The sequence below is a fragment of the Flagellimonas allohymeniacidonis genome, from assembly GCF_004296335.1.
Classification (GTDB): Bacteria; Bacteroidota; Bacteroidia; order Flavobacteriales; family Flavobacteriaceae; genus Flagellimonas; species Flagellimonas allohymeniacidonis.
This window is the reverse complement of the sequence record NZ_SGIU01000001.1, coordinates 202,514-224,028: the sequence shown is the minus strand read 5'-3', so window position 1 is coordinate 224,028 and position 21,515 is coordinate 202,514. Positions and strand designations below refer to the sequence as shown.

Here is a 21,515-nt window from a genome sequence, read left to right as displayed (position 1 = left end):
AAAGCATGATTTATTTTTCTCTATGAAAATGAAGAATATTGGAAAATGGGCATTAAGACTAGGTTTCCTAATAGGGCTAATAGCTGTCCTACTATGGTCTGTTGATCAATATGATTATCTAGCTCCAGCAGTCATCGTGTTTTTCATGGTACTGGCACTAGCATTCAATGCCTTTGAAAAATTAAAAGGGTTTTCATTTACCATTTCGATTTTTGCGGCTGTTGCCGCCTCTTTATTTTACCCTCAATTCTTTCTTGAAATCGGGTCGTTCAAACTAACACGATTGATTGTTCCCATGTTGATTATCATCATGTTCGGTATGGGAACCTCTATGGGCATCAAAGACTTCGTTGGGGTAGTTAAGATGCCCAAAGGGGTTTTAATCGGTTTGATTGCACAGTTTTCCATTATGCCCTTTATTGGGTTTGGGCTCGCCAAATTATCTGGGCTACCTCCTGAAATTGCCGCGGGCATCATTCTAGTAGGATGTTCTCCTGGAGGATTGGCATCAAATGTTATGGCTTACATTTCTGGGGCAAATTTGGCCCTATCCCTTACCCTAACCGCGGTTTCAACCTTGTTATCACCTTTGTTGACGCCTTTTTTTATGCAGCTCTTGGCCAATGAACTTGTTCCTATTGATTTTTTGGCCATGTTTTGGAGTATTATCAAAATCGTAATTCTTCCCATATTGGCGGGACTTCTTTTTAACCATTTCGCCCACGGCAGGTTCAAATGGTTGGACAAAGCCATGCCTATTGTGTCTATGGCTGCAATTGCGATTATTATAACCATTATTACTGCTTCGGGAAGGGATTCCCTTCTATCCATTGGTTTCGTATTGATCGTGGTCGTAATTGCTCACAATTTCTCTGGATACTTGTTGGGTTATTACGGGAGTAAACTGCTGGGGCTTGATGAAAAATCTTCCCGTACAGTGGCTTTTGAAGTAGGTATGCAGAACTCCGGCCTCGCCTCCGGAATCGCTTTGGAGATGGGGCGCCTCGCCACCATGGGGCTGGCACCCGCTGTATTTGGTCCACTTATGAATATTTCTGGTTCCTCGTTGGCAACCGTCTGGAAGAGGAAGAAATAAGTCTCTTTGTTGAGAACAAAACCATTTCTATTATCCACTCATAGCTTCGAATGAAAATTTTATTTGCGTTTATGCTAAAACAGAATGGATTCATTTTTGCCATACCTTGTTTTATTTCTTATTTAGCTTGATGCACAATTTTTATTAGAGGAAAGATGTTATTCGGTGGCGAAAGTCTTTTAATTTGCCATTATTAATTGTCAAGAAGTTTATAAGAAGTATCCTGAGAAATAAAACTGGGTTATCTTCTTCTTCCTCCTGAATATTGCATGGCCTCACCTTTCCCAAAACCATAGCTGAACCCAAAAGCAACAAACCTTGCCCTGAAGCTTCGGTTGAACACTTCAAAATCATTTTGTACAATCTGATTTTCACGTATTCTGGATGCAAACGCATCGCGGACACTTAAGTTCAGTACGGCCTTGCCCTTCATTATCTTTTTTCTTACCCCAAAATTCAAAAAGGCAATTTCGTTTATTTCTCCCTGCACTGTTTGAAAGGCAGATCTGTAGTTGCCTGTAGTTTCAAAGTCGATGTCCCAAGGTAGCTTTATTTTGGTCAGTAGTTTAGAAGACCACTGTTCTGCACTGAAATCGAAAACGGTATCATCCAGACTACCTTCCCGGGCAAAGGTGTTGTAATTGAAATCTAGGTTGAAGGTCAGCCAATTGGCAGGACTGTACTTAGTATTGAACTCTACTCCCCAAGCATTGTTGGTTCCTATGTTCTCCGGTCTTCGGATATTCACATTGTTTTCAAAAGTCGAGATACGCTCAATTATGTCGGTGGTGTACCTATGGTATAATCCCAGATTCAGTGAGGTCTTCCCTATGAAAAAGATGCCCGTGACTTCATAGGAATCAGTGAACTCGGGAAGCAGATTGGGGTTCCCCTGTCGAAAGTTGAAATTGTTCCGTATGTTGAAAAAAGGGTTCAGGTCCCATAATCTTGGTCTATAAATCCTTTTGGAATATCCTGCTTGAAGGGAGATTTTCTCCGAAAACTTATATGAGGTATGTACACTCGGAAAAAGGTTGGTATAGTTCTGGTCATTTGCTTCATCCGTGTTGACCAAAAGGGTGCCCAAATCGGTATTTTCCAAACGCATGCCAGCTTTTAACCCCCATTTCTTTCCTTCATAAGCAGCTGTCCCGTAGACTCCCAGTACGTTTTGGTCAAATTCAAATATGTTGGTCAATCCAGGGTTGGTGACGAACTGTCCATTCTCAAGATTCTGCACTTCAAAATCGTTGCTTACATCATTGAGAATATACTGAGCGCCTGTCTCCACGGAAAATTTATCCGCGAACGGTTTGGTATAGTCCAGTTTAAAGGTGAATATTGATTCCTGAAAATTCGTACGCGTATTCTGCTCTGCGTCCCTGTCCTCTCCAGAGAGGGTGACGTCCAAAAATTCTGAACTTTGGTCCTTACCAAAGAAATTGCCCAAAGCGCTGAAAAGCAGGTCATGGTCCTCATCATCTTCAAAATCCTTTTTGTACTGCAACTCATATTGAAACTTGGGATTTCTGGCATCGGTAACCTCTGTTCGTTCCCATTCTGACGTAAAATCTCCTGAACTGTCCAGAGCTGCAAAATTGGTCGTGGAGGGCTGATCTTCTATTTCAAGGGCAAAATTTCCAGATAGGGTAAGTACGCTTGTAGGGTTGAAATAATAATCGGTTCCCAAGATGAAATTATAAAACGTCTCATTGCGGAACTCATCGCCATTGGACAGAATGCCATTCCCTGTCGTAAGGTCTGTGTTGCGCACGGTGACCTCATTGGGGAGTTCTCGATAGCCCGCACCCAATTGTGTAAACAAATTGAATTTCTCGGTCCTGCGGTTCAAACTGATGCCAACACTATGGTTGTTGGGTGCCCCTGTATTCACGGAAACAGATCCGTTCAATCCCTTTTTCTCTTCTTTTTTAAGCACAATATTGATGATGCCCGAAGTACCCTCAGCGTCATATTTGGCCGATGGATTGGTTATAACCTCTACCCGATCAATGATGTCGGCTGTAATGGTACCCAATGCATTGTTCTCATCACTGGTCAAAATAGAGGGCTTGCCATTGATAAGTACTTGGACCCCTTCACTACCCCGTAGACTGATTTGTCCCTCTATGTTCACATTGACAGAGGGGACATTGTTCAACACTTCCAAGGCACTTGCCCCCGTTGTGCTCAGATCCTTTCCCACATTAAACACCCTTTTATCAAGTTTGAAGACCGTTTGTGATACCTCGCCTTCAACAACCACTTCCTCCAATTGCTGCGCGTCCTCTTCAATTCCAATAATACCCAAATCGATTGTTTTCCCATTTGACACCGAGGGACGCATCACTTTCTTTTCAAAACCAATAAAACTTATCTCTATGTAATAGTTGGAAGCACTGGTTTCCAACGAAAAACTACCATCCTCCAACGTTGTACTGCCTGTTATGGGTTCCTGGGTTTCGTTGTCAGCTATCATTACGGTGGCATAGGCAACGGGTTGGCCCGAACTTTTGTCCACTACCCTTCCGGTATAGGTAACCGTGCCTTGCTGCGCAGTAACCTTTATGGTGGACAGGAACAAGAAAAAGAGGGTAAACGAAAGCGATGCTTTCCAGATTTTCATGATTGTGAAATTTTGGGTCAAAAATCAACAAGAAATAGAGGGAAAGAAAACTTTTTACCGCGAACGACTCACCTTTTGCCGCAAACGGCACAGGATGAAAATACAAGTAAAGTTTTGCGGTATAAGGTGTAATATCCGTCGTTCACTGGATATCTTTTCTTTTTCTAACTTGATTGGAATACTTTTAGACCAATCTTATAATGATTATGTCTATTTCAAGAAGGGAACTTATCTTTCAGATAGTTTTGATTGTTCTGGTCTTTCTGTTCTATTCTTTTGACCGGGAGAATCCTGGACTCCGTTGGTCCCAAGTGGCCTTCTTTACAACACATGTGATGGCCGCATGGCTCATTGGGTATTGGCTAATGCCCCATTTTTTGTACCGTAAGAAATATTGGCTGTTTTTTGGGTACGTATTCCTGATTGTTGCAGCTGTCATTGGGTTGGAAGAATTGTTCCTTGAACAAATCTTTTATCCGGGAACGAGAAGGGCCAAATCATTTCCCGGTATTGTCTTCTCATTGATGGGCGTTCTTCCCGTCATTACCATACTTGCTGGATTTAAATTCGGATGGGATGCACTCCAAAAACAGGAACAGATTGAAGAACTTAAAAGTACCGTACAGGAAAGCGAGCTTCAGTTTTTACGGACGCAGATCAATCCTCATTTTCTCTTCAATAATCTGAACAATCTCTATTCCCATGCCCTTGAAGGTTCCAAAAAGACTCCAGAAATAATACTCGAACTCAGTGGACTGCTGCGCTACATGCTGTATGAATGTAAGGAAAAGTTTGTTCCATTGGATAAAGAAGTGGAACAGTTACATAACTTTATCAAGTTGAACAAATTACAGATTGAGGATAGGGGCATTGTCCGATTCGATGCAAAAGGTATTGAACGAGGTTATAGGATAGCCCCATTGATCTTAATAGTTTTCATCGAAAACGCCTTTAAACATAGCCAAGCGGGTCAGTCGGAAAACATTGAAATTGCAATAGAGCTCGAAATGAAAGAGGATATTTTGCACTTTCATAGCGCCAATAACTATGCGCCAAGCGAAGGCTTGGACACAATAGCTACCGGTATCGGGCTTAAAAATGTCAAGAAACGTCTGCAATTGCTATACCCTGACAGACATGAACTGAAAATCCATAATGACGGAAAGAGCTACAAGGTGAACCTGTCTATGGAATTGGAAAAAATGATTGGCCCATGACCTGCATTATTGTTGAAGATCAACCGCCTGCACAGCGTATACTCAAAAAGTATATCGAGGACACAGGTACCCTTATATTGAAGGGCACTTTTTCAAATGCCTTACTTGCCATGGAATTTTTGAAGTCTGAACCTATCGATTTAGTTTTTCTTGACATCCACTTGCCAAAACTTTCTGGCCTTGATTTTTTGAAGACTTTATCCAATCCTCCCCATGTCATATTGACCACAGCATTCTCAGAATACGCTTTGGAAAGTTATGAGCTCAATGTCGTGGATTATCTTTTGAAGCCCTTTTCCTTCCAAAGGTTCTTGAAAGCGATAACCAAGGTGTCGGAACGTAAGACAGGAGCAACACAAAAGGAAGATAGTTTTGACGAGCTTTCATCTCCCAAGAAAGAAATTTATATCAAGTCAGGATATGAGCACGTAAAGATTAACATCGATGACATCCATTATATCACCTCAGATTCGGACTACACAGAGATTATTTCGGCCAACAAAAAATATGTTTCGAGCGACCCCCTTCACCTGTGGTTGGAAAAACTGCCTGGCAATACCTTTTGTCGTATTCACAGATCATACATCATAAATACCGATAAGATTGAAAAAATTGTAGGTAATCAAATCTGCCTGAAAGGAGGGGTAAAACTTCCCTTAGGTCGAGCCTATAAGGAAGACTTTATGCAGAAAGTTCTGAAATAGGTCTATCTGGTTTACAATTTGAGCATGATTTATTTGGAATCATCGGAAACTATGGAGACTATTTTAGATTAAATAGTATCTAGATAAATAGAACAGCAGAAAACCAAAGTTTTATGTAATTGCTCGCTCACAACACCATTTGTATCTAGCAGTTGGGTTGGCTACTTAGTTACCCTAAACTAAACACTTCAAAAAAGCAGATAAAAGGGTTAACCTAAAGTCGGGAGATTTGCCCGACGAACCTTATTGACAAATAGAAATAAATTGCCTCATATTAAATGGAACTACCAAAACTTAGTGGTAGTTGAATCAACTAAAGAATTAAAATAAGATGGTTAGTCAACCATAACTTTATTTCGACGAGGATGCCAAATATCCAAATCCCGTAGGGGCTCATAAACATAGGCCCTGTGAAACCAATAAATATCCAAGGTAACCGAATAGGTAACTTTCGAGGGTATTTTTGGTCGCCTTTGTAGTTTTTAAAAAAATAAAGTCCTGAAAATCAGGACTTTAAAATGATAAAACTATGTAAAAGTCGGGGTGGCAGGATTCGATTTTGAATTCTATAACCCTGAAAACCAAACCCTTACAATAATTTTTTGCCGATAGGGCTACGGATTGGGCATATTGACCGACAAAAATCGGCTTTCGCTAGGGTAAAAATACCAAATCGTTCCAAATGATTCCAATTGAAACCATTTTAATTGAAAATGGTCATGACGTATTTTAAATATACCGGTTCAAAAGCTCCATTATCTTCTGGTTATTTCTATTGAATAGAGTTTCTAAGTCCAAAGTGTCTTACAAAAAGTCAATTAACAAAACCACTAAAAAAGACCAAAAATGGCACGCGCAAGCAGGTTGCTCAATTTTCTTTGGGATAGTGCCGTAAAGTGGCGAGTTAACGAAACTCTTTGGAAGGAAGGTATAGATTCCTAAGAATGGTTCCTTTTACGACACTGGAAAAAATTACCGATAACAGTCATGTGTATTATTAGTTGCGGACTTTTCCAACGGAAAATGTCCGTCTGTACTGAAGATAGTTAATTGCAAGGATTTCCATTTTGGGAAATCCGACCGCAATTAATTATACACTTTGTTATGAGCTTTCTTCATTTGTAAATGTTTCCGGAAAATTGTCCATGCCTTAGTTTCTAATGTCCATTCCAAGGCTTCTTGATTAGGCACACATTTGCAGTGTAACAAAAATCAAGCCTAAATGAAAGTAAAAAATTTAATCAAGTTAACTGGCCTAGCCCTAATTCTAGGCATATCAATTCAATCATTTTCTCAAATTCAAAAAAGTAATATTATGGACAACACAAGGAGCGAAAAAATCGGATTATTAGTAATAATGAAAGCTAATAAAGGTAAAGAGCAAGAAGTAAAAGAATTTCTTCTGGGTGGTTTATCATTGGCGAATGCTGAACCAAAAACTGAATCTTGGTTTGCCTTTCAAATAGATGAACAAACCTTCGGTATTTATGACACATTTGAAGCTGAGGAAGGCAGACAAATGCACTTAAAAGGAGAAGTGGCAAAAGCCTTATTGTCCAATGCAGCAGATATTTTAGAAGATTTTGAAGCTAGCAGAGACATTAAAACTATTGATGTTATTGCAAGCAATCATAAAGCCGGGAATCAGAATAATGGATTGTTGGTGATTATGAAAGCCAAAGAAGGAAAAACAGTATCAGTAGAAGATTTCTTACGAGCAGGGAAGTCTTTAGTAAGTGATGAGCCAGCGACTTTATCCTGGTATGCTTTCAAAATCAATGAAGAGACATATGCCATTTTCGATACGTTTGCAAATGATAGCGGCAGAGACGCGCATTTGACAGGAAAAGTAGCAGCAGCATTGATGGAGAATGCACCTGCAATATTGGAAGGTTTTGAACCTTCGGCAATTCAAAAAGTAAACATTTTAGCTTCAAAATAAATATTTGCTTTAAGAAAGGAGTGCTTGTTGCGCTCCTTTATTTTTAATTTTGAATGGTGCTAAAAACATAAATTTTGATTTAGTATGGCCCAAATAATCATAGACAAACAAAACGGAGAACTTGCTTTTAGATTAGAGGAGTTCAATGACCTAAGTCAGTTTGATCATTTACAAAGAAGAAATTATTATTCCATCGTTTTGTTAAATGGAATTAGCTATGAACTAAGTGTTGATTTTCAGAGTTTTAAATTGCAAGAAAATCAAATGGTTTGTTTGGCTCCGTATCAACCATTCATGTTTAGTTCTAAAGAAAAGTGCTATGGTCATTTATTAAATTTTCATCCCGATTTCTTTTGCACGTACAGACATCAAAACGAAATAGAGACTGAGGGACTCCTTTTCAATAATTTTCATGGTTTGCCCTATTTCACCGTAAGTGATCAAAGTCTGTTTATTAATTTGATTGATCAAATTTCGCAAGAGATGGACAAAGACTCAATCGCTCAGCATGAAGTACTGGTGGCATTTTTAAAAGTATTTTTGATAGAAGCGGTAAGGCAAAAGAAACAATTTGATAAGGAGATAGTACTACGCACTTCAGATTTTAAATCAGAGACTTTACAAAACTTGGTAGATGCAATTGAGAGCAACTATTGTAAGTTGCACTCTCCCCAGGAATATGCTGACAAACTATGTGTTAGTTCAAAAACATTAGCAGGAATTGTAAAGAAATACTTGAATCTGACACCTTCTTCTTTAATTTCAAATAGGATTATCATAGAAGCTAAGCGAGAACTATATTTAACCTCTAAGCCTATTAAGCAAATAGCTGCTTATTTAGGTTATGATGATGAGTTTTATTTTAGCCGATTCTTTAAAAAGAAGGTGGGAGTTTCACCGGATATTTATAGAAAGACGGTTGGGTTTGCGAAATTAGAATCTGAATAAATTCTTTTTTATTTGAGGTTGCTCACAACGTTAGGTGTATGGTTCGTTGCGGAAAACGTCCAACGGACTTTTCTTCCATAACCGAATATAGCATATTGCAAGGTATTCCGATTAAGAATTCAGCCGTAATTAGCTATACAAGTTGTTGGCAAACGTTTTTATAATTCCATCGTAGCTTTCTACTTTTATTTTTCCGTTTGTTGGAATCATATTTTGCCACACCCAATTATAATGTTCGATTACTTTTTCTGCCCTTAAATGAGGCCTTTCTCCTGTTGTATGTCCGTCTGATACCACGGTAATATCGAAATCTTTGGTCAAAGCGGATTGGATTGTGGATTCAACACAAAAGTCCGTTGCGCAACCAGTAATTAGTAACTCCCCTACATTCGAGTCCATCAGCCTTCTATGAAGTCCAGATTCGTAAAAAACATCGTTTACATATTTGTCCAGTCTGATGTCCGTTTTTTCGGTTTGAAGTTCGTCCAACAATTCCCATTCCCAAGTGTCTTTTTCAAATTCCCCCGTTCCATTTCCGTCATGTTGGATAAAAATCACTGGAAAGCCCATCCTTCGGAATAAGTCCGCAAGTCCGTTTATTCGGTTTACAACTCCGCTTGTATCAAATCGTGGAGTTTTAGGTGTGAAAGAACCTTTTTGCATATCAATTACCAAAAGGGCTTTTTTAGTTTTCATCAATTTGATCTAAATGTTTGCCAACAAGTTTATATGATTATTAGTTATATACGCACTACATACCGAATAAAAATAAACAATTAAGACCTTTTTTGTTTAAGTTCAAAGTTCCTTAAAGCGGCCTATTTATGGAACTTGACCAATACCAAACTCAAAGTCATCTGAGAATTTGATGTTGCCCTTGCCATCGGTAAGTTCAATATCGTCCACCATTCCCAAACCATTGAAGAAAAAGCTGATTTCCATAATATCACCGATGGCTTCCTCATACGATGTCGTCAAAACTTCGGTTCCGTTCAGGCTCAACTGCATTTCCTTATCGATGGTCTGGACTTCAAAACCGTTCCATCCGTATATCGGGATGGTAAGTTGGGTAAGATCTTGGGTTTTTCCATCATGTAAGGTGTCACCGACCCTAACCTGAAGTTCACTTCCGCAACCCCTATTGCCTATCATGATCCAATAATAGCCCTCGGTTCCCTGTAGATGAACATTAAAGATGGGGCAATCTACATTTTCGAGAGGGTCCATTTTGAACGAACCTTTGTAAGTAAGATTATCGCCATTGACCATAAAATCCTTGACATAATAATAGGCCAATTGAAATTCCTTATGCACATCGATTCCTTTCTTAGCAAGTGTTTCTTTGTCTATTGACAAATAATCTTTTTTTGGCCAAAGGTTCTTGTCAAAAGTGAAGATTTTAGACATCGGCTGTCTTGCCGCCATGAACCAATCTTCATATACCACATGAACGGGCATCTCTTTGATAATTTCATCATCAGCAAAGAGCTTGGCCGTAAAGTAGCCCGGAACATAATAGATGTCCGTACGCTGCTGAGTACCCTTGAAAATTTCCACCTTTCTAGAGGGATCCCAGCTTTGCTGTAGAAAAAAGCGATTGGCATCAATGGCCTCAATGTCGTAGGTGAAGACCACGGTGTTTGGCAATTCATTTTCAAGTGTTTTTCTATGGCCAAAAGTCACATTGGCAGTTTCCTTCGTGGTGTACCGTTTTTTTTGAAGTATTCCATCACCCCCGATAAGGATTAAAAATACCGGGATAGCCACCAAGAGTACCACCCCCACTTTATTTAATTTTTTAAAGTGTCTGACAAAAGTGGGTTTTGAAGAGCTGTTCTGTTGCACAGCTATATTTGACAAAGAAGCAGATTTGAGCACCTGCCAGGTTTTTCCATACGCCGTAATGGTCAAGGCATCCAGCGTAGAAATGTGGGGAAGGCGTTGGCGGTCATTTGACCAGATCCGTTTTAAGGTAGATACGCTCAACCTGCAATCGCTCCGTTCCTCTATGAAATAGGAAAGAAAGTCAAAGTCTTTTTGGGACCAAGCCTCCGTGTCCTTAAGATTGGCTTCTACAGCAATCTTCTTTTTAACATCCTGTAAAAGCCTTTTATCCAATATTGTCATTTTGCTGATTATCAGTGGTTTGTGCAAGTGAATCTAAAATGATTGAAAAATGGTTTGAAAATGACCCTGCCCAATGCAAAAGTGCTTATAGTTTTGGCCCCATATCTACAAAGACAACCACCATGCAAATCCGTTACACTAATTTACTGTTTATCGTCTTTTTGGCAACGATGTTCGTGAATGCCCAAAAATCCATCTTCCAATCAGAGGAATATACGGTATACTCCGAAGACAATGAAGATGTAATGGTGATGGATACCCTTTTCAAAGGGAGAAAGGCCTTGATGTTGGACGGCAATCGCCGTTCCATCGCATTACTGGAAGGGATGAACACCAAAAACTTCAGGGTGGAAATGGATATTGCTGGAAAGGTGATGTCAGGGCTGGGGTTCCATGCCAAGGATGGATTGAACTATCAGTTCATCTACTTTCGGCCCGGATTAGGAAATACACAGGAAGCCATTCAGTACATACCCATCTATAACGGTGCCCTGAGTTGGGTCTTTTATAATTATCCGGTGTATGAGACTAAGGCGGATATAAAATCCCTAGAATGGTTCCATGCCGCTTTTGAGGTCAGGGGCAACAACCTGAAGGTCTTCGTCAATGGTGAGCCCGAGCCCAAAATGGACATCCCTATTTTGGAAAACCCTATAAATGGTGGAGGGCTCTTACTTAGAAGCCTTTTCGGCCCATCCTATTTTGCGAACATTACCTATCGACCATTGGCTATTCCTGAAAAGGAAGAAAATTCACAAACTAAAACAGGCTTTTTGACCCAATGGGAAATATCCCGACAGTTTTCTCAAGACACAACTGCCCAGCATTTTGAAGGTATTCTGGAGCAGGCCCAAGCTCTCGATGACTGGAAGTCAATCCATATCCCTGAGGATGCCTATGTGAACTTTGCCCAATACTTTGAATATCCAAACGGAGTGGTTGTAGCGAAGACAAATATCGAATCTGATAAAGCAGCCGTCCAACACCTCGATTTTGATTTTGTGGGACGTATCAAAATCATACTTAATGGCAATACCCTTTTTGCAAACAAAAAAATAAAGTTTGAAAGGGTCTTTGATGGTACATATACGGTCGGGCTTCCCTTCAAAAAGGGCGATAATGAACTTGTTGTAATCGCAGAGGGGGATGCCGCCTTTTTCGGAAAGGGGTTCAGGTATCTTGGAAGGAACCAGTATACGAATTGGGGCTTCGTTGCCAAAATCAAACCATAATCAATCAAAATCATATGAAACACACACATATTTCAATACTTCTGTTTTTTGCTGTCGGTCTTGTTGTAAGCGCAAACAATGGCTCGGTGGCCTTGGCACATCCCGTAAAGGATATCATCATCGATGGAGATTTTGGGGATTGGCCCGATACTGCATTGCAATATCCCCTTTCGCATTATAATACAAGCTTTAAAAGTGAGGGCAAGCTTGACCTCGCAGCTTATTTTCGCATTGGGTATAACCTGACCGAACGGGCGCTATACGTGGCTGTAGAGGTCACGGACAATCACTTTGTTCAAAATCCTGGCGATTCACGGTGGTGGGTCCACGATATGCAGGTGCTGTATTTGGAGCCCCGCCATAGCAAGGAACCTGTTGGTGTGCTGGCCCTTGAGGCCACTACCTACTATTCAAAGATTGTTGAGCAAAACCTCAATTGGGACCCCTATGTTAAGAATGCAGGCTGGAATATGGTCGAATGTGAAGTGATAAGGGTGGATAATCGTACCCGCTATGAGTGGAAGATCATTCTTGGGGATCACATCACACCAGGCAGAACCTTAGGGTTCGATTATACCGTTTTTGACAAAGATGCAACGGAAGGATATCCTGATACCCTGGGTTGGGGCAGGAACAATGGTATCAAGCACGAATGTTCCCAATGTCTGGGCGATGTGCTGTTGGTTCCGAGCGAAGCACAATTGGCAACCCTATCAGGGAAAGTGGATGTTGATCAGAAATTTGTCGAGAGTGCCACTTTGCGTTTGGAATCTTCAACGGTAATCGAAAACCATCTGGACGTTACCTTAGACAGCGCGGGTACTTTTAGACAAAAGTTGTTGCCGGGCAGTTACAGACTGTTGCAGCCCGACCGATTGTTCTGGGAAGACCCTCTACATCTGTACCGCTTGAAAGCAGTGGGGCAAGAAACAGTGACCCTCCGAAAAAGTGGATCTTCTCATTTGGAGCTGCCCCGAATGACAAAATTGGTGCCCAGAGCTGAGTTGATTCCTAAAAAGGGTCTGTTACATGAACCCAATGCGACTACCACACAAACGATAGACAATTTTGTGAAGGCTTATATGAATCATGATGTGGTTCCAGGAGTGTCATTGATGGTCATTCGGGAAGGTAAACCTTGGTATTATAAAACCTATGGGGTGCAGAACAGGGTGACCGGGGAGCCCATCACCGAAAATACACTGTTCGAGGGAGCTTCGATGACCAAGCCCATATTTGCCTATGTGGTCAATTTGATGGTAGAAAGGAATCAACTGGATTTGCAACGGCCCCTTCACGAATATCTGGCCTTTCCTGAACTGGAGGAGTATCCCGACTATAAAAAAATGACCGCCTACAATGTACTGAGCCACAAGTCGGGAATGCCCAATTGGGGACGAACCTTGCTGCGCGAACCAGGGACAGCCTACGGCTATTCCGGCGAGGCCTTCGAATATCTCAAACGGGTCATCGAAGAAATCACCTCTCGTGACATCGAAGACATCATCCGTGAGGAACTGATTAAACCACAAAATATTGGCAGAATGGAGTTTAAACGGAGTCCAGCTCTACGCCAAGTGTTTTCCAGGGGCCATACCGATGGTACACCCAGCATACGTGCAGTGCCAGAGGAGCCCAAGGTGGCTTATAGTCTTCATACCGAGGCTCGAGCCTATACAGATTTTGCGCTGACCTTGTTGGAACGCCGTGGGCTTAAAGCTGAAACTTATAATAGAATGATGCGGATCCATTCCCCTTTTCCCGAAAACAGAAGGGAGACGGACCACCCCAAAGAAGGTATGGGTCTCGGCATCGCCATCTCAGAATCCAAGTTTGGAAAGATGTTCTACCACAGTGGCAACAGTGGGGATTTCAAATGCCTCTTCCGTATGTATGAGGATTTGAACATGGGCTTTGTCGTTTTTACCAATTCCAATACGGGTAATTTTTTGGCGGATGACCTGGCTTTGCTTTTGGTGGAGGGAAAAAAGAAATGAATAACGGACTTTAATTGATCAAACCATGAAAAATAAGATAATAAATGGTCTTGTACCGTTCCTATGTCTCGGTATCGTTTCCTGTACGGAGCGGAGCACAGAACAGGTACATAACACCATTGCGGAAACCGTGGATGGCACCCCGATAATGGAAAGCTGGTTCCTGTCCACTGGCGATTGGAAAATGGACCCGCAGATCTATGTGAGGGAATTTGGTACCGGTCCCGATACCGTGCTATTGCTCCATGGGGGATGGGGTGCAGAACATAGTGGCATGGTCGATATGGTTCGTGAATTGGGAAAGGAATACAAATTCTTCGCCCATGAACAGCGGGGTTCCCTGCGTTCGCCCTTCCCTGATTCCCTTATCACCTATGAACACCATATCGAGGATGTAGAGCTTTTAAGGAGGGAGCTAGGGATTGAAAAACTCATACTCTTAGGACATTCCATGGGGGCTGTACTTGCGAGTGCCTATGCCCAGCGATACCCAGAACATGTGGAAAAACTCGTTCTGGTCAGTCCGGCCTATCTCAAAAATCCCTTTCCTGAGGAGGATATCGAATTGCTGCAAACCTCACAAAAAACCTTTGAAAAATTTAGACAGCGACCTGAGGTAAAACAGGAACTTCAGAAACATAATCTGATAAGGAAAGATTCCAGTCTTTCCTCTAAGGAGAAGACTATAGTTAATAGGATCGGTTTTGCCACGAGAATGCTTCATGATGTAGGTAATTGGTATAAGCTAAATAATGGAAAGGCATTGTACAAGGGCAATGTCTATGGATTGACAGAGAACACCTATCCCGAGAACGGTTGGGACTTTATCGAGGAATTTAAAAACCAATCGTACCCAATCTCCATAATTATTGGTGACCATGACTTTTTGGATATGGGAAACCACATTACCCGAAAATGGAGCGAAGAAATACCAAATGCCGAATTTACAAGTATTGAAAAAGCAGGGCACTTGCCATGGATCGACAAACCCCATAAGCTTGCGGTGGCTCTCAGAACCAGCCTTTAGCCATTAAGACCTATAAAATATAGAAGCGCTTTGATCTTAACTTAGAGAAGTCTTTTAAATGGAACTTATTATAGCACTTTATTGAATTTCGGAAATTGTTTCAAAAACCTACCATTTTATTGGATTTTCTTTTTGACCCAAGAGTTTCGTCCAATTTCAATGAACTTCAGAATGTGTATGGATTTTGCAATCCATATCTTTACAGTTAAGATGAGTCCAATTGCGTTTCAAAGACCATGTTAAAAATTATTAGGGAAAATAAGGTCTTGGTATTTCTTACCATAGCGGTGACCGTTGGGGTATTGGTTTTTAATGTATTTCGCTATTCAGCCAGCTACGGAATAGTTGAAGTCAACAATGTTAACTCACTGTTATTAGTACCTTTTATCCTATTGATATGTGGTCTTGGAATGCCATTAGATTACTGTTCTCATAATAGACATCATATTACTATATTATAGATTATTAAATCCTTTGTGAATGAATAATTATCTATTGGAATATCTAGCTCAATTTATAGATCTGACCAATGATGAAATCAATTACATCCAACAAAATGGTAAGGTAAGGGCGTATAAAAAGGGGGATATTCTCTTAAGGCAAGGACAAGATGCAAAAAATACGTATTTGGTTTTAAGGGGATGTATAAAAAGTTTCTATTTAGAAAATGGGGATGAATATATTACCGAATTTTACGTAGAAAACGACTTAATCGTTCCGACCGGATATGCTCAACAAAGCCCTTCCAGATATTTTCTTTCGTGTTTAGAGGACGCAATGGTTTCTTCAGGAACTATTGAAGGAGCTAATCATTTCGTAAAGCTTTTCCCGAGATTGTCAAAGGTCTGCATGCAGATTAGCAACGACTTAATCGCAAAACAACGAATTTCGTTTGACGAATACCGGTTATTTTCACCAGAGATGCGTTATGTTAAGTTTATTAAAGGAAGACCAAAATTATCCAATCGTATTCCTCAATACATGATTGCAAACTACTTGGGAATAAAACCTCAATCCTTAAGTCGTATTCGCAGAAGGCTCGTCATAAAGGATTGTTAATGAAGCCCAAAGGTTTCGAAATTAACCGAGGTGAATGAAATTCAGCTCGGACAAAGGTAGTTTTGTGATAGCAAAATTCCTTTCGAAATGTACGCAAAACTCTTGAGCCGATTGATTTTAATTCTTTTCAGTCGATAGTTCTGTGACATTCTCGAATTTTTCGGAAGGGACAATTTGAAAGAAATGGTCAATAAAACTGAAAGAATAGGTGCCTGAATGGTTTTTGTAGGATGTATGGCTGAAATGAACATATCAATGATCCTGTTATCGGGATTTTCAACCCCCCAAAATCGGTCTCTGATCGAATATCAGTGTTACCCCTCTAACTGGCGCGATGATTTTGGAAAATGGCACCAATAATTTGAATGAGCTATTCCATGGCTATCATTCCATAGTCTTTATTGATTATTCTTTGGGCCATATGGAAGGGAAGGTGTTGTCAAATAACACCTAATGTTCTCGCTGTATGAATTAAGTTTCCTTTGTTTAACCAAAGCGTCGATTCTCTATGAGAAACAAACAAAGACCGATGGATAAAGTGGCCCTCATCACCGGCGCCACTAATGGAATAGGTTTGGCCACTGCAAAGGCTTTGGCCCAAATGGGAGTTGAATTGTTTTTGGTGTCCCGAAACCTTGAAAAGGGTAAAAAGGTTTCAGATGAGATAAAATCGGAAACAGGAAACCAAAGACTTCATCTGCTGATGGGAGACCTTTCTTCTTTGGCTTCAGTTCGTCAGATCGCCCAATCATTTCTTTCCTACAATAGGCCGCTGCACATTTTGTTGAACAATGCAGGCGTATTCAACCTAAAACGCAGAATCACCATCGATGGACATGAAGAAATGTTTGCGGTCAATCATATAGCCCATTTTTTATTGACCAACCTATTGCTCAATAGAATAAAGGCATGTGGCCCTTCAAGAATAATAAACGTAGCGTCTGGGGCCCATATGCTGGTAAACCAAATAAACTTTGCTGACCTGAACTTCGAAAAAGGTTTTCGGCCATTGAAAGTATACAGTCATTCAAAACTGGCAAACCTACTTTTCACGCATGAATTGGCAAGACGTCTTGAGGCAAGCACGGTTACTGTAAACTCGGTGGACCCTGGAGAGGTGGCAACCGGCCTTGGAACCCAAAATAGTTTTTTGGGCAGAGTTATTTCACGGCTCATGAAACCATTTCTCCAATCTCCTGAGAAAGGTGCAAGAACCTCTGTTTACGTGTGTACCTCACCAAATGTGAAGGATATCTCAGGGAGGAACTTTAGAGGTTGTAAGGAGAAAAAACCAAAACCCTGGGCTACCAACCCTGAAGCCTCTAAGCAATTATGGGAAATAAGTCAAAAGTGGGTCGAAGTAGATGGTAAAGAAATTTGTAACAACTAGAAGCTAAATTCTTTGGATAATTTATTACGATTTCGTAATATCATATTCTTCGTAATAAACTGAAGAAATGAAAGAAAATTTTATCACTGGATTCTCTGCTTCCAATTTTACCTTGCAAAGAAACCTAAAGGGAATTTCAGATTCCGACAGTGTCATCCAGCCAAAAATAAAGGGGAATTGCATTAATTGGAATGCTGGCCACATTTTGGTGGTAAGGGATCAAATGCTCACCATGCTGGATGGCACTACCTTTTTGTCAGAAATGGAGACTTCCTATTATGCCTCGGGATCCAAACCAATTGGCAAAAATTCCAATAGGATATCGATTGAAAAAATAAATCAAGGCCTGAAAAGGACATTCGATTCCTTGATTAAAAAGCTTTCAGGTGTTGATGAAGCCTTCCTGAACAGTCCCATACCAAGGGATGGTCTTCCCGTGCCGATTGAAGACCCTACCATGGGCAAGCTGTTTTCCATACTGTTATATCATGAAGGATACCATACCGGGCAGATAGGCCTTGGAAGAAGGCTGATAGGAAAAGAATTTGATTACGAACTATGAACGATTACCGTCCATTCTTAATTCTTTCGCCTCTCCATAAGTCTTTGCGCAGCATTGATATGTATCTCGAAAAAAAGTTCATGCCGCTCGGATTCTCCATCAGCGAAGCCCATTTAATGGGCTATCTGATCAATAATGCTCCTAGTCCTATAAACAGGTTGATAAAAGTTTTTGGTCTAAAGAATTCCACCCTCACCTCCATTCTCAACCGTTTGGAAAAAAAGGCTCTTCTGGAGCGGAAAATTTCTCCAAGGGATAGGAGAAGTTTTGAAATCCAACTCACGAAAAGAGGTGAAAACACTGCGTATGAATTGTATCATATTACAAGGAAATTGGAGGACGACATATTAAAAACCGTTTCGACCGGTGAAATAAATTCGCTCAGGAGTCTCGCTAAAAAAATTGAAAAAATTGTGTAGACCAACCAAATCTCAAGGACAATGGCATATGATAAGAACCAAAAGTTGGCAATAAGATCACTCGAAGAAACCAAAAAAAAATTTCATGCACTGATCAAAGCGTTGAGTCAAGATGATTTGATAATTCCTTCAAAATTCACAAAAAGAACTGTCCGTGGTGTTCTCACGCACCTTCTTATTTCTATGGAAAAGTCCTATCCCATGCTTGTCAAAAAAGCCAAAAAATCAAAAGCCATGCCTTCTTTCTTTGGCACTAAATTGGGGCACTATTTTTCGTATAAATATTCCGAGTATGTTGGAAAAAATAAAAGTCTGGAATTGATGCTCATTGAATATGATATTGCCCATCAGTCACTGATTGCAGAGGTAATAAAAATTTTTGAAGAGGAATGGTCATTGAAAACTTCCCTACCCAAACCGAATGACAGGGTTTTGTCGATGCTCAAAATATTCACATATCAAATTCCAAATCATTTTGATGTGCATGGAAAGGAAATTATGGAAACAATCAATGGCACCAAATGATTTGAAGTTTGGCAAAGATCCTTTCGGCCTAGGTAATAATTCAGGAAAAGCTGGTTAAAATGGATGAAAAATATGCCAGCTACTGACAATGCCTCGCTAAGATTTTTATAAAGTCTCGTAAAACCAACCTTTTTTAAGACTTTGCCAGTCCATTATCTTAACCGCATTATCGATATTCCAGCTAATGAGATAGTGGTTCTTGGATTTGCTTTGACTTCCAACTTTTCTGCGGAAGGGACCAATATCCTTTTTGTGGCCCATTGAAATGTACCTAAAGGAGGCACCTCTACCTGCTTGTCATTTACATAAAGCTGTTGCGCCAAGTCACCCCTTAAGGGATTGGTATTTTTCCCAAGTTCGAAAATCAATTCATTTTCATTTCCAAATCGGGAAAAGTGCAATAAAACTTCATAATCCCCTTCGGGAACCTCCAGAACCATTTTTTCAATATTGATTAATTGCGATTGGTAAATGGGGTCATTGGTTGTACCTCGTATGTTTGTCGCTATTTTTTTCATGGAAACCTTACCCACGGTCGTCACGTTTGAAGTGTTCTTTATAGGAATCCACAATGTTCCATCCTTGGACAGAAATTCAATATCCGTTCCCAGATTAAGGTTTAACCTATCCCCCAGCTTATTTAAGTTGGGCTTTTTATAGTCGATATTCCAGTAATCCGTAAGTGTGCCTTCCTTATCATAAAGTTTTAGGACATTTTTGCCTTCCCTCAAATAAATCGTTTGACTTGAAACACCCCATTGGGGCCTTTCGAATAAATATTCAGAATCATTTGCCTGCAAGCGGAAAGCCCGGTTGGCAATGACCTCGATTTCTCTCTGATTTGAGGAATGATCGTGCCGATCACTATCCCTGAAAAATCGAATGTGTTGATTTGTGGAATCCAAGACCGCCTTATACCAATGAAAGGTGTTTTTTGGGGTACGATCATAGTTTACCAAACCTTTTTGATTGATATGAGGCAAAGCATCCCCCCTAAATTCTGAAGCAAAATCGGCAAAATTCCATACAGTCGCACCCATTACATAGTCCCGCTCAAGTATCTGTTTCATGTAACCCAAATGGTACTCCAACTGGTAGGCTTCAGAAAAATCAAATTTCTTGGGAATCTCGCTCCGAATCCTAGGGTCGGCTCCAACTCCATATTCCGAAATAATCAAGGGTCTATTTGGAAATTTTTGATTTTCTAAATCCAAAAAAGGACCAAGATCAAAAATCTTTCCCTCATACCAACCTTTGTATAGGTTCCAACCTATGACCATGGCAATGTCAGCAATTCCTGTTTCATTATAGATTGAGTTTCCATGAAGTGCCATTACCGTGATGTGATTGGGTGCCCGATTTCTGGTCAGCTGCTCCAAATCAGTAGCCAAGTCCAGTGTATTTGAAATGATGGCCTCTTCAGTTTTTTCATCCAGTCGGTCAAAAACCATGCGAAGAAATATCTCGTTCATATACCCCAAAAAAATAAGTGAAGGGTGGTTGTAATTTTGAGCGATATGCTCAGTCTGCATTGCTATACTGTTGTTGCTGTATGAATCAAAATCATCACCAATGGGCACCTTGTTCACAACAGGTATCTCGGACCATAGGATGAGACCAAGGCTATCCGCTGCTTCATAGATTTCTTTTGATTGTGGATAATGCGCCAATCGAAGAAAATTGCTTCCCATTTCTTTGATAGTGGCCAAATCCTTCAACTGCAAGTCTAACGGAACAGCGTTACCATAACCATGGAAGTCTTGATGCCGGTTAACACCTAATAGTTTCAATGGCTGGTTGTTGAGTATAAAGCCTGAGGTATTTGCCTCGAATTTTCGAAATCCGATTTGATGCTCATATGTATCTATGGTTCGGGCGCCATCGCTCAATTCTATGGTCAAATGGTATAGGTTCGGCAACTCGGGGGACCAAAGTTTGGGTAAGTTCAAACCATACCTGTGCTGTAAAGTGTCCACAATTGAAAATTGTGTAGAGTATACTGGATGTCCATCTATATTATCATACAAAGAAACGGCCACCCACAAACTGTCCTTTTGGGGATTGGTAACGCTCCCATGTATTTGCACGGTTCCTTTCTTTAAGGTCTCATCCAGAAGCGCATCAATCTTTATGTTGTCGGCTCCATGCCTTTTTTGAAAATGAACAGCGTTTTCCATTTCCAGATAAACCGCCCGATATATCCCCCCAAAGAACGTAAAATCAGCATCCAGAGGCGGAATGGTATCATCATGTGCATTGGTCACCTCGACTTTCAAATCATTTTCTCCTATTTCCAAAAGGTCAGATGCATCGATATCAAAAGCCGTATAACCCCCTAAATGTATTCCAGCATATTTGCCATTTATAAAGATTTTGGCTTCTTGATTTACTCCTTCAAAATGAAGGAAATAGGCCTGTTCCAGGTCATTTACTTCAAAGGTGGTCTCATAAATTCCCTTTCCCCGCCAATAGCCTGGTTCATCGTCAAAGGCATCTTTTAAATTCCAAGTGTGCGGAACCGTGATGGTTTGTAAAGCAGAATCTTTTTCTGTGAAAAAAGTCCATTCGGATAAAAGCGTCCGCTGACCATTCATATGCATCGCTGTTGCCAACCCAAGCAAAAAAAAGAGTCGTTTTCCCATAC

17 protein-coding genes are annotated in these 21,515 nt (G+C 40.5%); 13 read left to right on the top strand and 4 right to left on the bottom strand.

What is annotated here, in order from left to right; translation table 11 throughout:
• Positions 1–22 precede the first annotated feature (22 nt).
• Positions 23–1,096, top strand: a complete 1,074-nt coding sequence (locus EW142_RS00900; RefSeq protein WP_240740124.1) for a bile acid:sodium symporter family protein — start codon at positions 23–25, stop codon at positions 1,094–1,096.
• Positions 1,097–1,337: 241 nt separating this feature from the next.
• Here EW142_RS00900 and EW142_RS00895 read toward each other — a convergent pair whose 3' ends face one another.
• A complete protein-coding gene (locus tag EW142_RS00895) occupies positions 1,338–3,722 on the bottom strand; it encodes a TonB-dependent receptor (RefSeq protein WP_130608334.1) in 2,385 nt (794 codons plus the stop codon).
• Positions 3,723–3,928: 206 nt separating this feature from the next.
• On the opposite strand from EW142_RS00895, the gene EW142_RS00890 reads away from it, so the two are divergent.
• The 4 genes from EW142_RS00890 (at position 3,929) to EW142_RS00875 (ending at position 8,533) form a co-directional block, all read left to right on the top strand.
• Positions 3,929–4,939 carry a sensor histidine kinase gene (locus EW142_RS00890; RefSeq protein WP_205783206.1) on the top strand — a complete coding sequence of 337 codons (1,011 nt, stop codon included), beginning with the start codon at positions 3,929–3,931 and terminating at the stop codon, positions 4,937–4,939.
• Positions 4,936–5,643: a LytR/AlgR family response regulator transcription factor gene (locus EW142_RS00885; RefSeq protein ID WP_130608329.1), complete on the top strand. Its 708-nt coding sequence runs from the start codon at positions 4,936–4,938 to the stop codon at positions 5,641–5,643. Before EW142_RS00890 ends, EW142_RS00885 begins: the two co-directional genes overlap by 4 nt.
• Positions 5,644–6,865: 1,222 nt before the next feature.
• Positions 6,866–7,585: a putative quinol monooxygenase gene (locus EW142_RS16825; RefSeq protein ID WP_130608326.1), complete on the top strand. Its 720-nt coding sequence runs from the start codon at positions 6,866–6,868 to the stop codon at positions 7,583–7,585.
• An 84-nt stretch (positions 7,586–7,669) separates the two neighbouring features.
• Positions 7,670–8,533: a helix-turn-helix domain-containing protein gene (locus EW142_RS00875; RefSeq protein WP_130608323.1), complete on the top strand. Its 864-nt coding sequence runs from the start codon at positions 7,670–7,672 to the stop codon at positions 8,531–8,533.
• A gap of 129 nt (positions 8,534–8,662) precedes the next feature.
• Here EW142_RS00875 and EW142_RS00870 read toward each other — a convergent pair whose 3' ends face one another.
• Together EW142_RS00870 and EW142_RS00865 are read right to left on the bottom strand one after the other, a co-directional pair.
• Positions 8,663–9,229: an isochorismatase family protein gene (locus tag EW142_RS00870; protein WP_130608320.1), complete on the bottom strand. Its 567-nt coding sequence runs from the start codon at positions 9,227–9,229 to the stop codon at positions 8,663–8,665.
• 126 nt (positions 9,230–9,355) lie between these two features.
• Positions 9,356–10,660, bottom strand: a complete 1,305-nt coding sequence (locus tag EW142_RS00865; protein ID WP_130608317.1) for a hypothetical protein — start codon at positions 10,658–10,660, stop codon at positions 9,356–9,358.
• Between the two features lie 38 nt (positions 10,661–10,698).
• Between EW142_RS00865 and EW142_RS00860 the strand changes: the two genes are divergently transcribed.
• The 8 genes from EW142_RS00860 to EW142_RS00825 all read left to right on the top strand — a co-directional run bounded on the left by EW142_RS00860 (position 10,699) and on the right by EW142_RS00825 (position 18,871).
• A complete protein-coding gene (locus tag EW142_RS00860) occupies positions 10,699–11,892 on the top strand; it encodes a LamG domain-containing protein (protein WP_130608314.1) in 1,194 nt (397 codons plus the stop codon).
• A 14-nt stretch (positions 11,893–11,906) separates the two neighbouring features.
• The gene (locus EW142_RS00855) at positions 11,907–13,889 is read left to right on the top strand and encodes a serine hydrolase (protein ID WP_130608311.1); all 1,983 of its coding nucleotides are present in this window, start codon (positions 11,907–11,909) and stop codon (positions 13,887–13,889) included.
• Between the two features lie 25 nt (positions 13,890–13,914).
• Entirely contained in the window at positions 13,915–14,916 is a 1,002-nt protein-coding gene (locus EW142_RS00850) for an alpha/beta fold hydrolase (protein WP_130608308.1), read from the top strand.
• 480 nt (positions 14,917–15,396) lie between these two features.
• The gene (locus tag EW142_RS00845; protein WP_130608305.1) at positions 15,397–15,975 is read left to right on the top strand and encodes a Crp/Fnr family transcriptional regulator; all 579 of its coding nucleotides are present in this window, start codon (positions 15,397–15,399) and stop codon (positions 15,973–15,975) included.
• A gap of 508 nt (positions 15,976–16,483) precedes the next feature.
• A complete protein-coding gene (locus EW142_RS00840) occupies positions 16,484–17,365 on the top strand; it encodes an SDR family oxidoreductase (RefSeq protein ID WP_205783205.1) in 882 nt (293 codons plus the stop codon).
• Between the two features lie 67 nt (positions 17,366–17,432).
• Positions 17,433–17,927 carry a DinB family protein gene (locus tag EW142_RS00835; RefSeq protein WP_130608302.1) on the top strand — a complete coding sequence of 165 codons (495 nt, stop codon included), beginning with the start codon at positions 17,433–17,435 and terminating at the stop codon, positions 17,925–17,927.
• 80 nt (positions 17,928–18,007) lie between these two features.
• Positions 18,008–18,346 (top strand): MarR family winged helix-turn-helix transcriptional regulator, encoded by a 339-nt coding sequence (locus EW142_RS00830; RefSeq protein ID WP_165395196.1) that lies wholly within the window; start codon positions 18,008–18,010, stop codon positions 18,344–18,346.
• Positions 18,347–18,367: 21 nt separating this feature from the next.
• Positions 18,368–18,871, top strand: coding sequence for a hypothetical protein (locus tag EW142_RS00825; RefSeq protein WP_130608296.1), 504 nt, complete (start codon positions 18,368–18,370; stop codon positions 18,869–18,871).
• 152 nt (positions 18,872–19,023) lie between these two features.
• Here EW142_RS00825 and EW142_RS00820 read toward each other — a convergent pair whose 3' ends face one another.
• Positions 19,024–21,513 (bottom strand): glycoside hydrolase family 2 protein, encoded by a 2,490-nt coding sequence (locus tag EW142_RS00820; RefSeq protein ID WP_165395195.1) that lies wholly within the window; start codon positions 21,511–21,513, stop codon positions 19,024–19,026.
• Between the last annotated feature and the right edge of the window lie 2 nt (positions 21,514–21,515).

Coding starts and splice junctions, on each gene's coding strand:
- EW142_RS00900 (WP_240740124.1), top strand. CDS start 23: ATGAAAATGAAGAATATTGGAAAATGGGCATTAAGACTAGGTTTCCTA.
- EW142_RS00895 (WP_130608334.1), bottom strand. CDS start 3,722: ATGAAAATCTGGAAAGCATCGCTTTCGTTTACCCTCTTTTTCTTGTTC.
- EW142_RS00890 (WP_205783206.1), top strand. CDS start 3,929: ATGTCTATTTCAAGAAGGGAACTTATCTTTCAGATAGTTTTGATTGTT.
- EW142_RS00885 (WP_130608329.1), top strand. CDS start 4,936: ATGACCTGCATTATTGTTGAAGATCAACCGCCTGCACAGCGTATACTC.
- EW142_RS16825 (WP_130608326.1), top strand. CDS start 6,866: ATGAAAGTAAAAAATTTAATCAAGTTAACTGGCCTAGCCCTAATTCTA.
- EW142_RS00875 (WP_130608323.1), top strand. CDS start 7,670: ATGGCCCAAATAATCATAGACAAACAAAACGGAGAACTTGCTTTTAGA.
- EW142_RS00870 (WP_130608320.1), bottom strand. CDS start 9,229: ATGAAAACTAAAAAAGCCCTTTTGGTAATTGATATGCAAAAAGGTTCT.
- EW142_RS00865 (WP_130608317.1), bottom strand. CDS start 10,660: ATGACAATATTGGATAAAAGGCTTTTACAGGATGTTAAAAAGAAGATT.
- EW142_RS00860 (WP_130608314.1), top strand. CDS start 10,699: ATGATTGAAAAATGGTTTGAAAATGACCCTGCCCAATGCAAAAGTGCT.
- EW142_RS00855 (WP_130608311.1), top strand. CDS start 11,907: ATGAAACACACACATATTTCAATACTTCTGTTTTTTGCTGTCGGTCTT.
- EW142_RS00850 (WP_130608308.1), top strand. CDS start 13,915: ATGAAAAATAAGATAATAAATGGTCTTGTACCGTTCCTATGTCTCGGT.
- EW142_RS00845 (WP_130608305.1), top strand. CDS start 15,397: ATGAATAATTATCTATTGGAATATCTAGCTCAATTTATAGATCTGACC.
- EW142_RS00840 (WP_205783205.1), top strand. CDS start 16,484: ATGAGAAACAAACAAAGACCGATGGATAAAGTGGCCCTCATCACCGGC.
- EW142_RS00835 (WP_130608302.1), top strand. CDS start 17,433: ATGAAAGAAAATTTTATCACTGGATTCTCTGCTTCCAATTTTACCTTG.
- EW142_RS00830 (WP_165395196.1), top strand. CDS start 18,008: ATGCCGCTCGGATTCTCCATCAGCGAAGCCCATTTAATGGGCTATCTG.
- EW142_RS00825 (WP_130608296.1), top strand. CDS start 18,368: ATGGCATATGATAAGAACCAAAAGTTGGCAATAAGATCACTCGAAGAA.
- EW142_RS00820 (WP_165395195.1), bottom strand. CDS start 21,513: ATGGGAAAACGACTCTTTTTTTTGCTTGGGTTGGCAACAGCGATGCAT.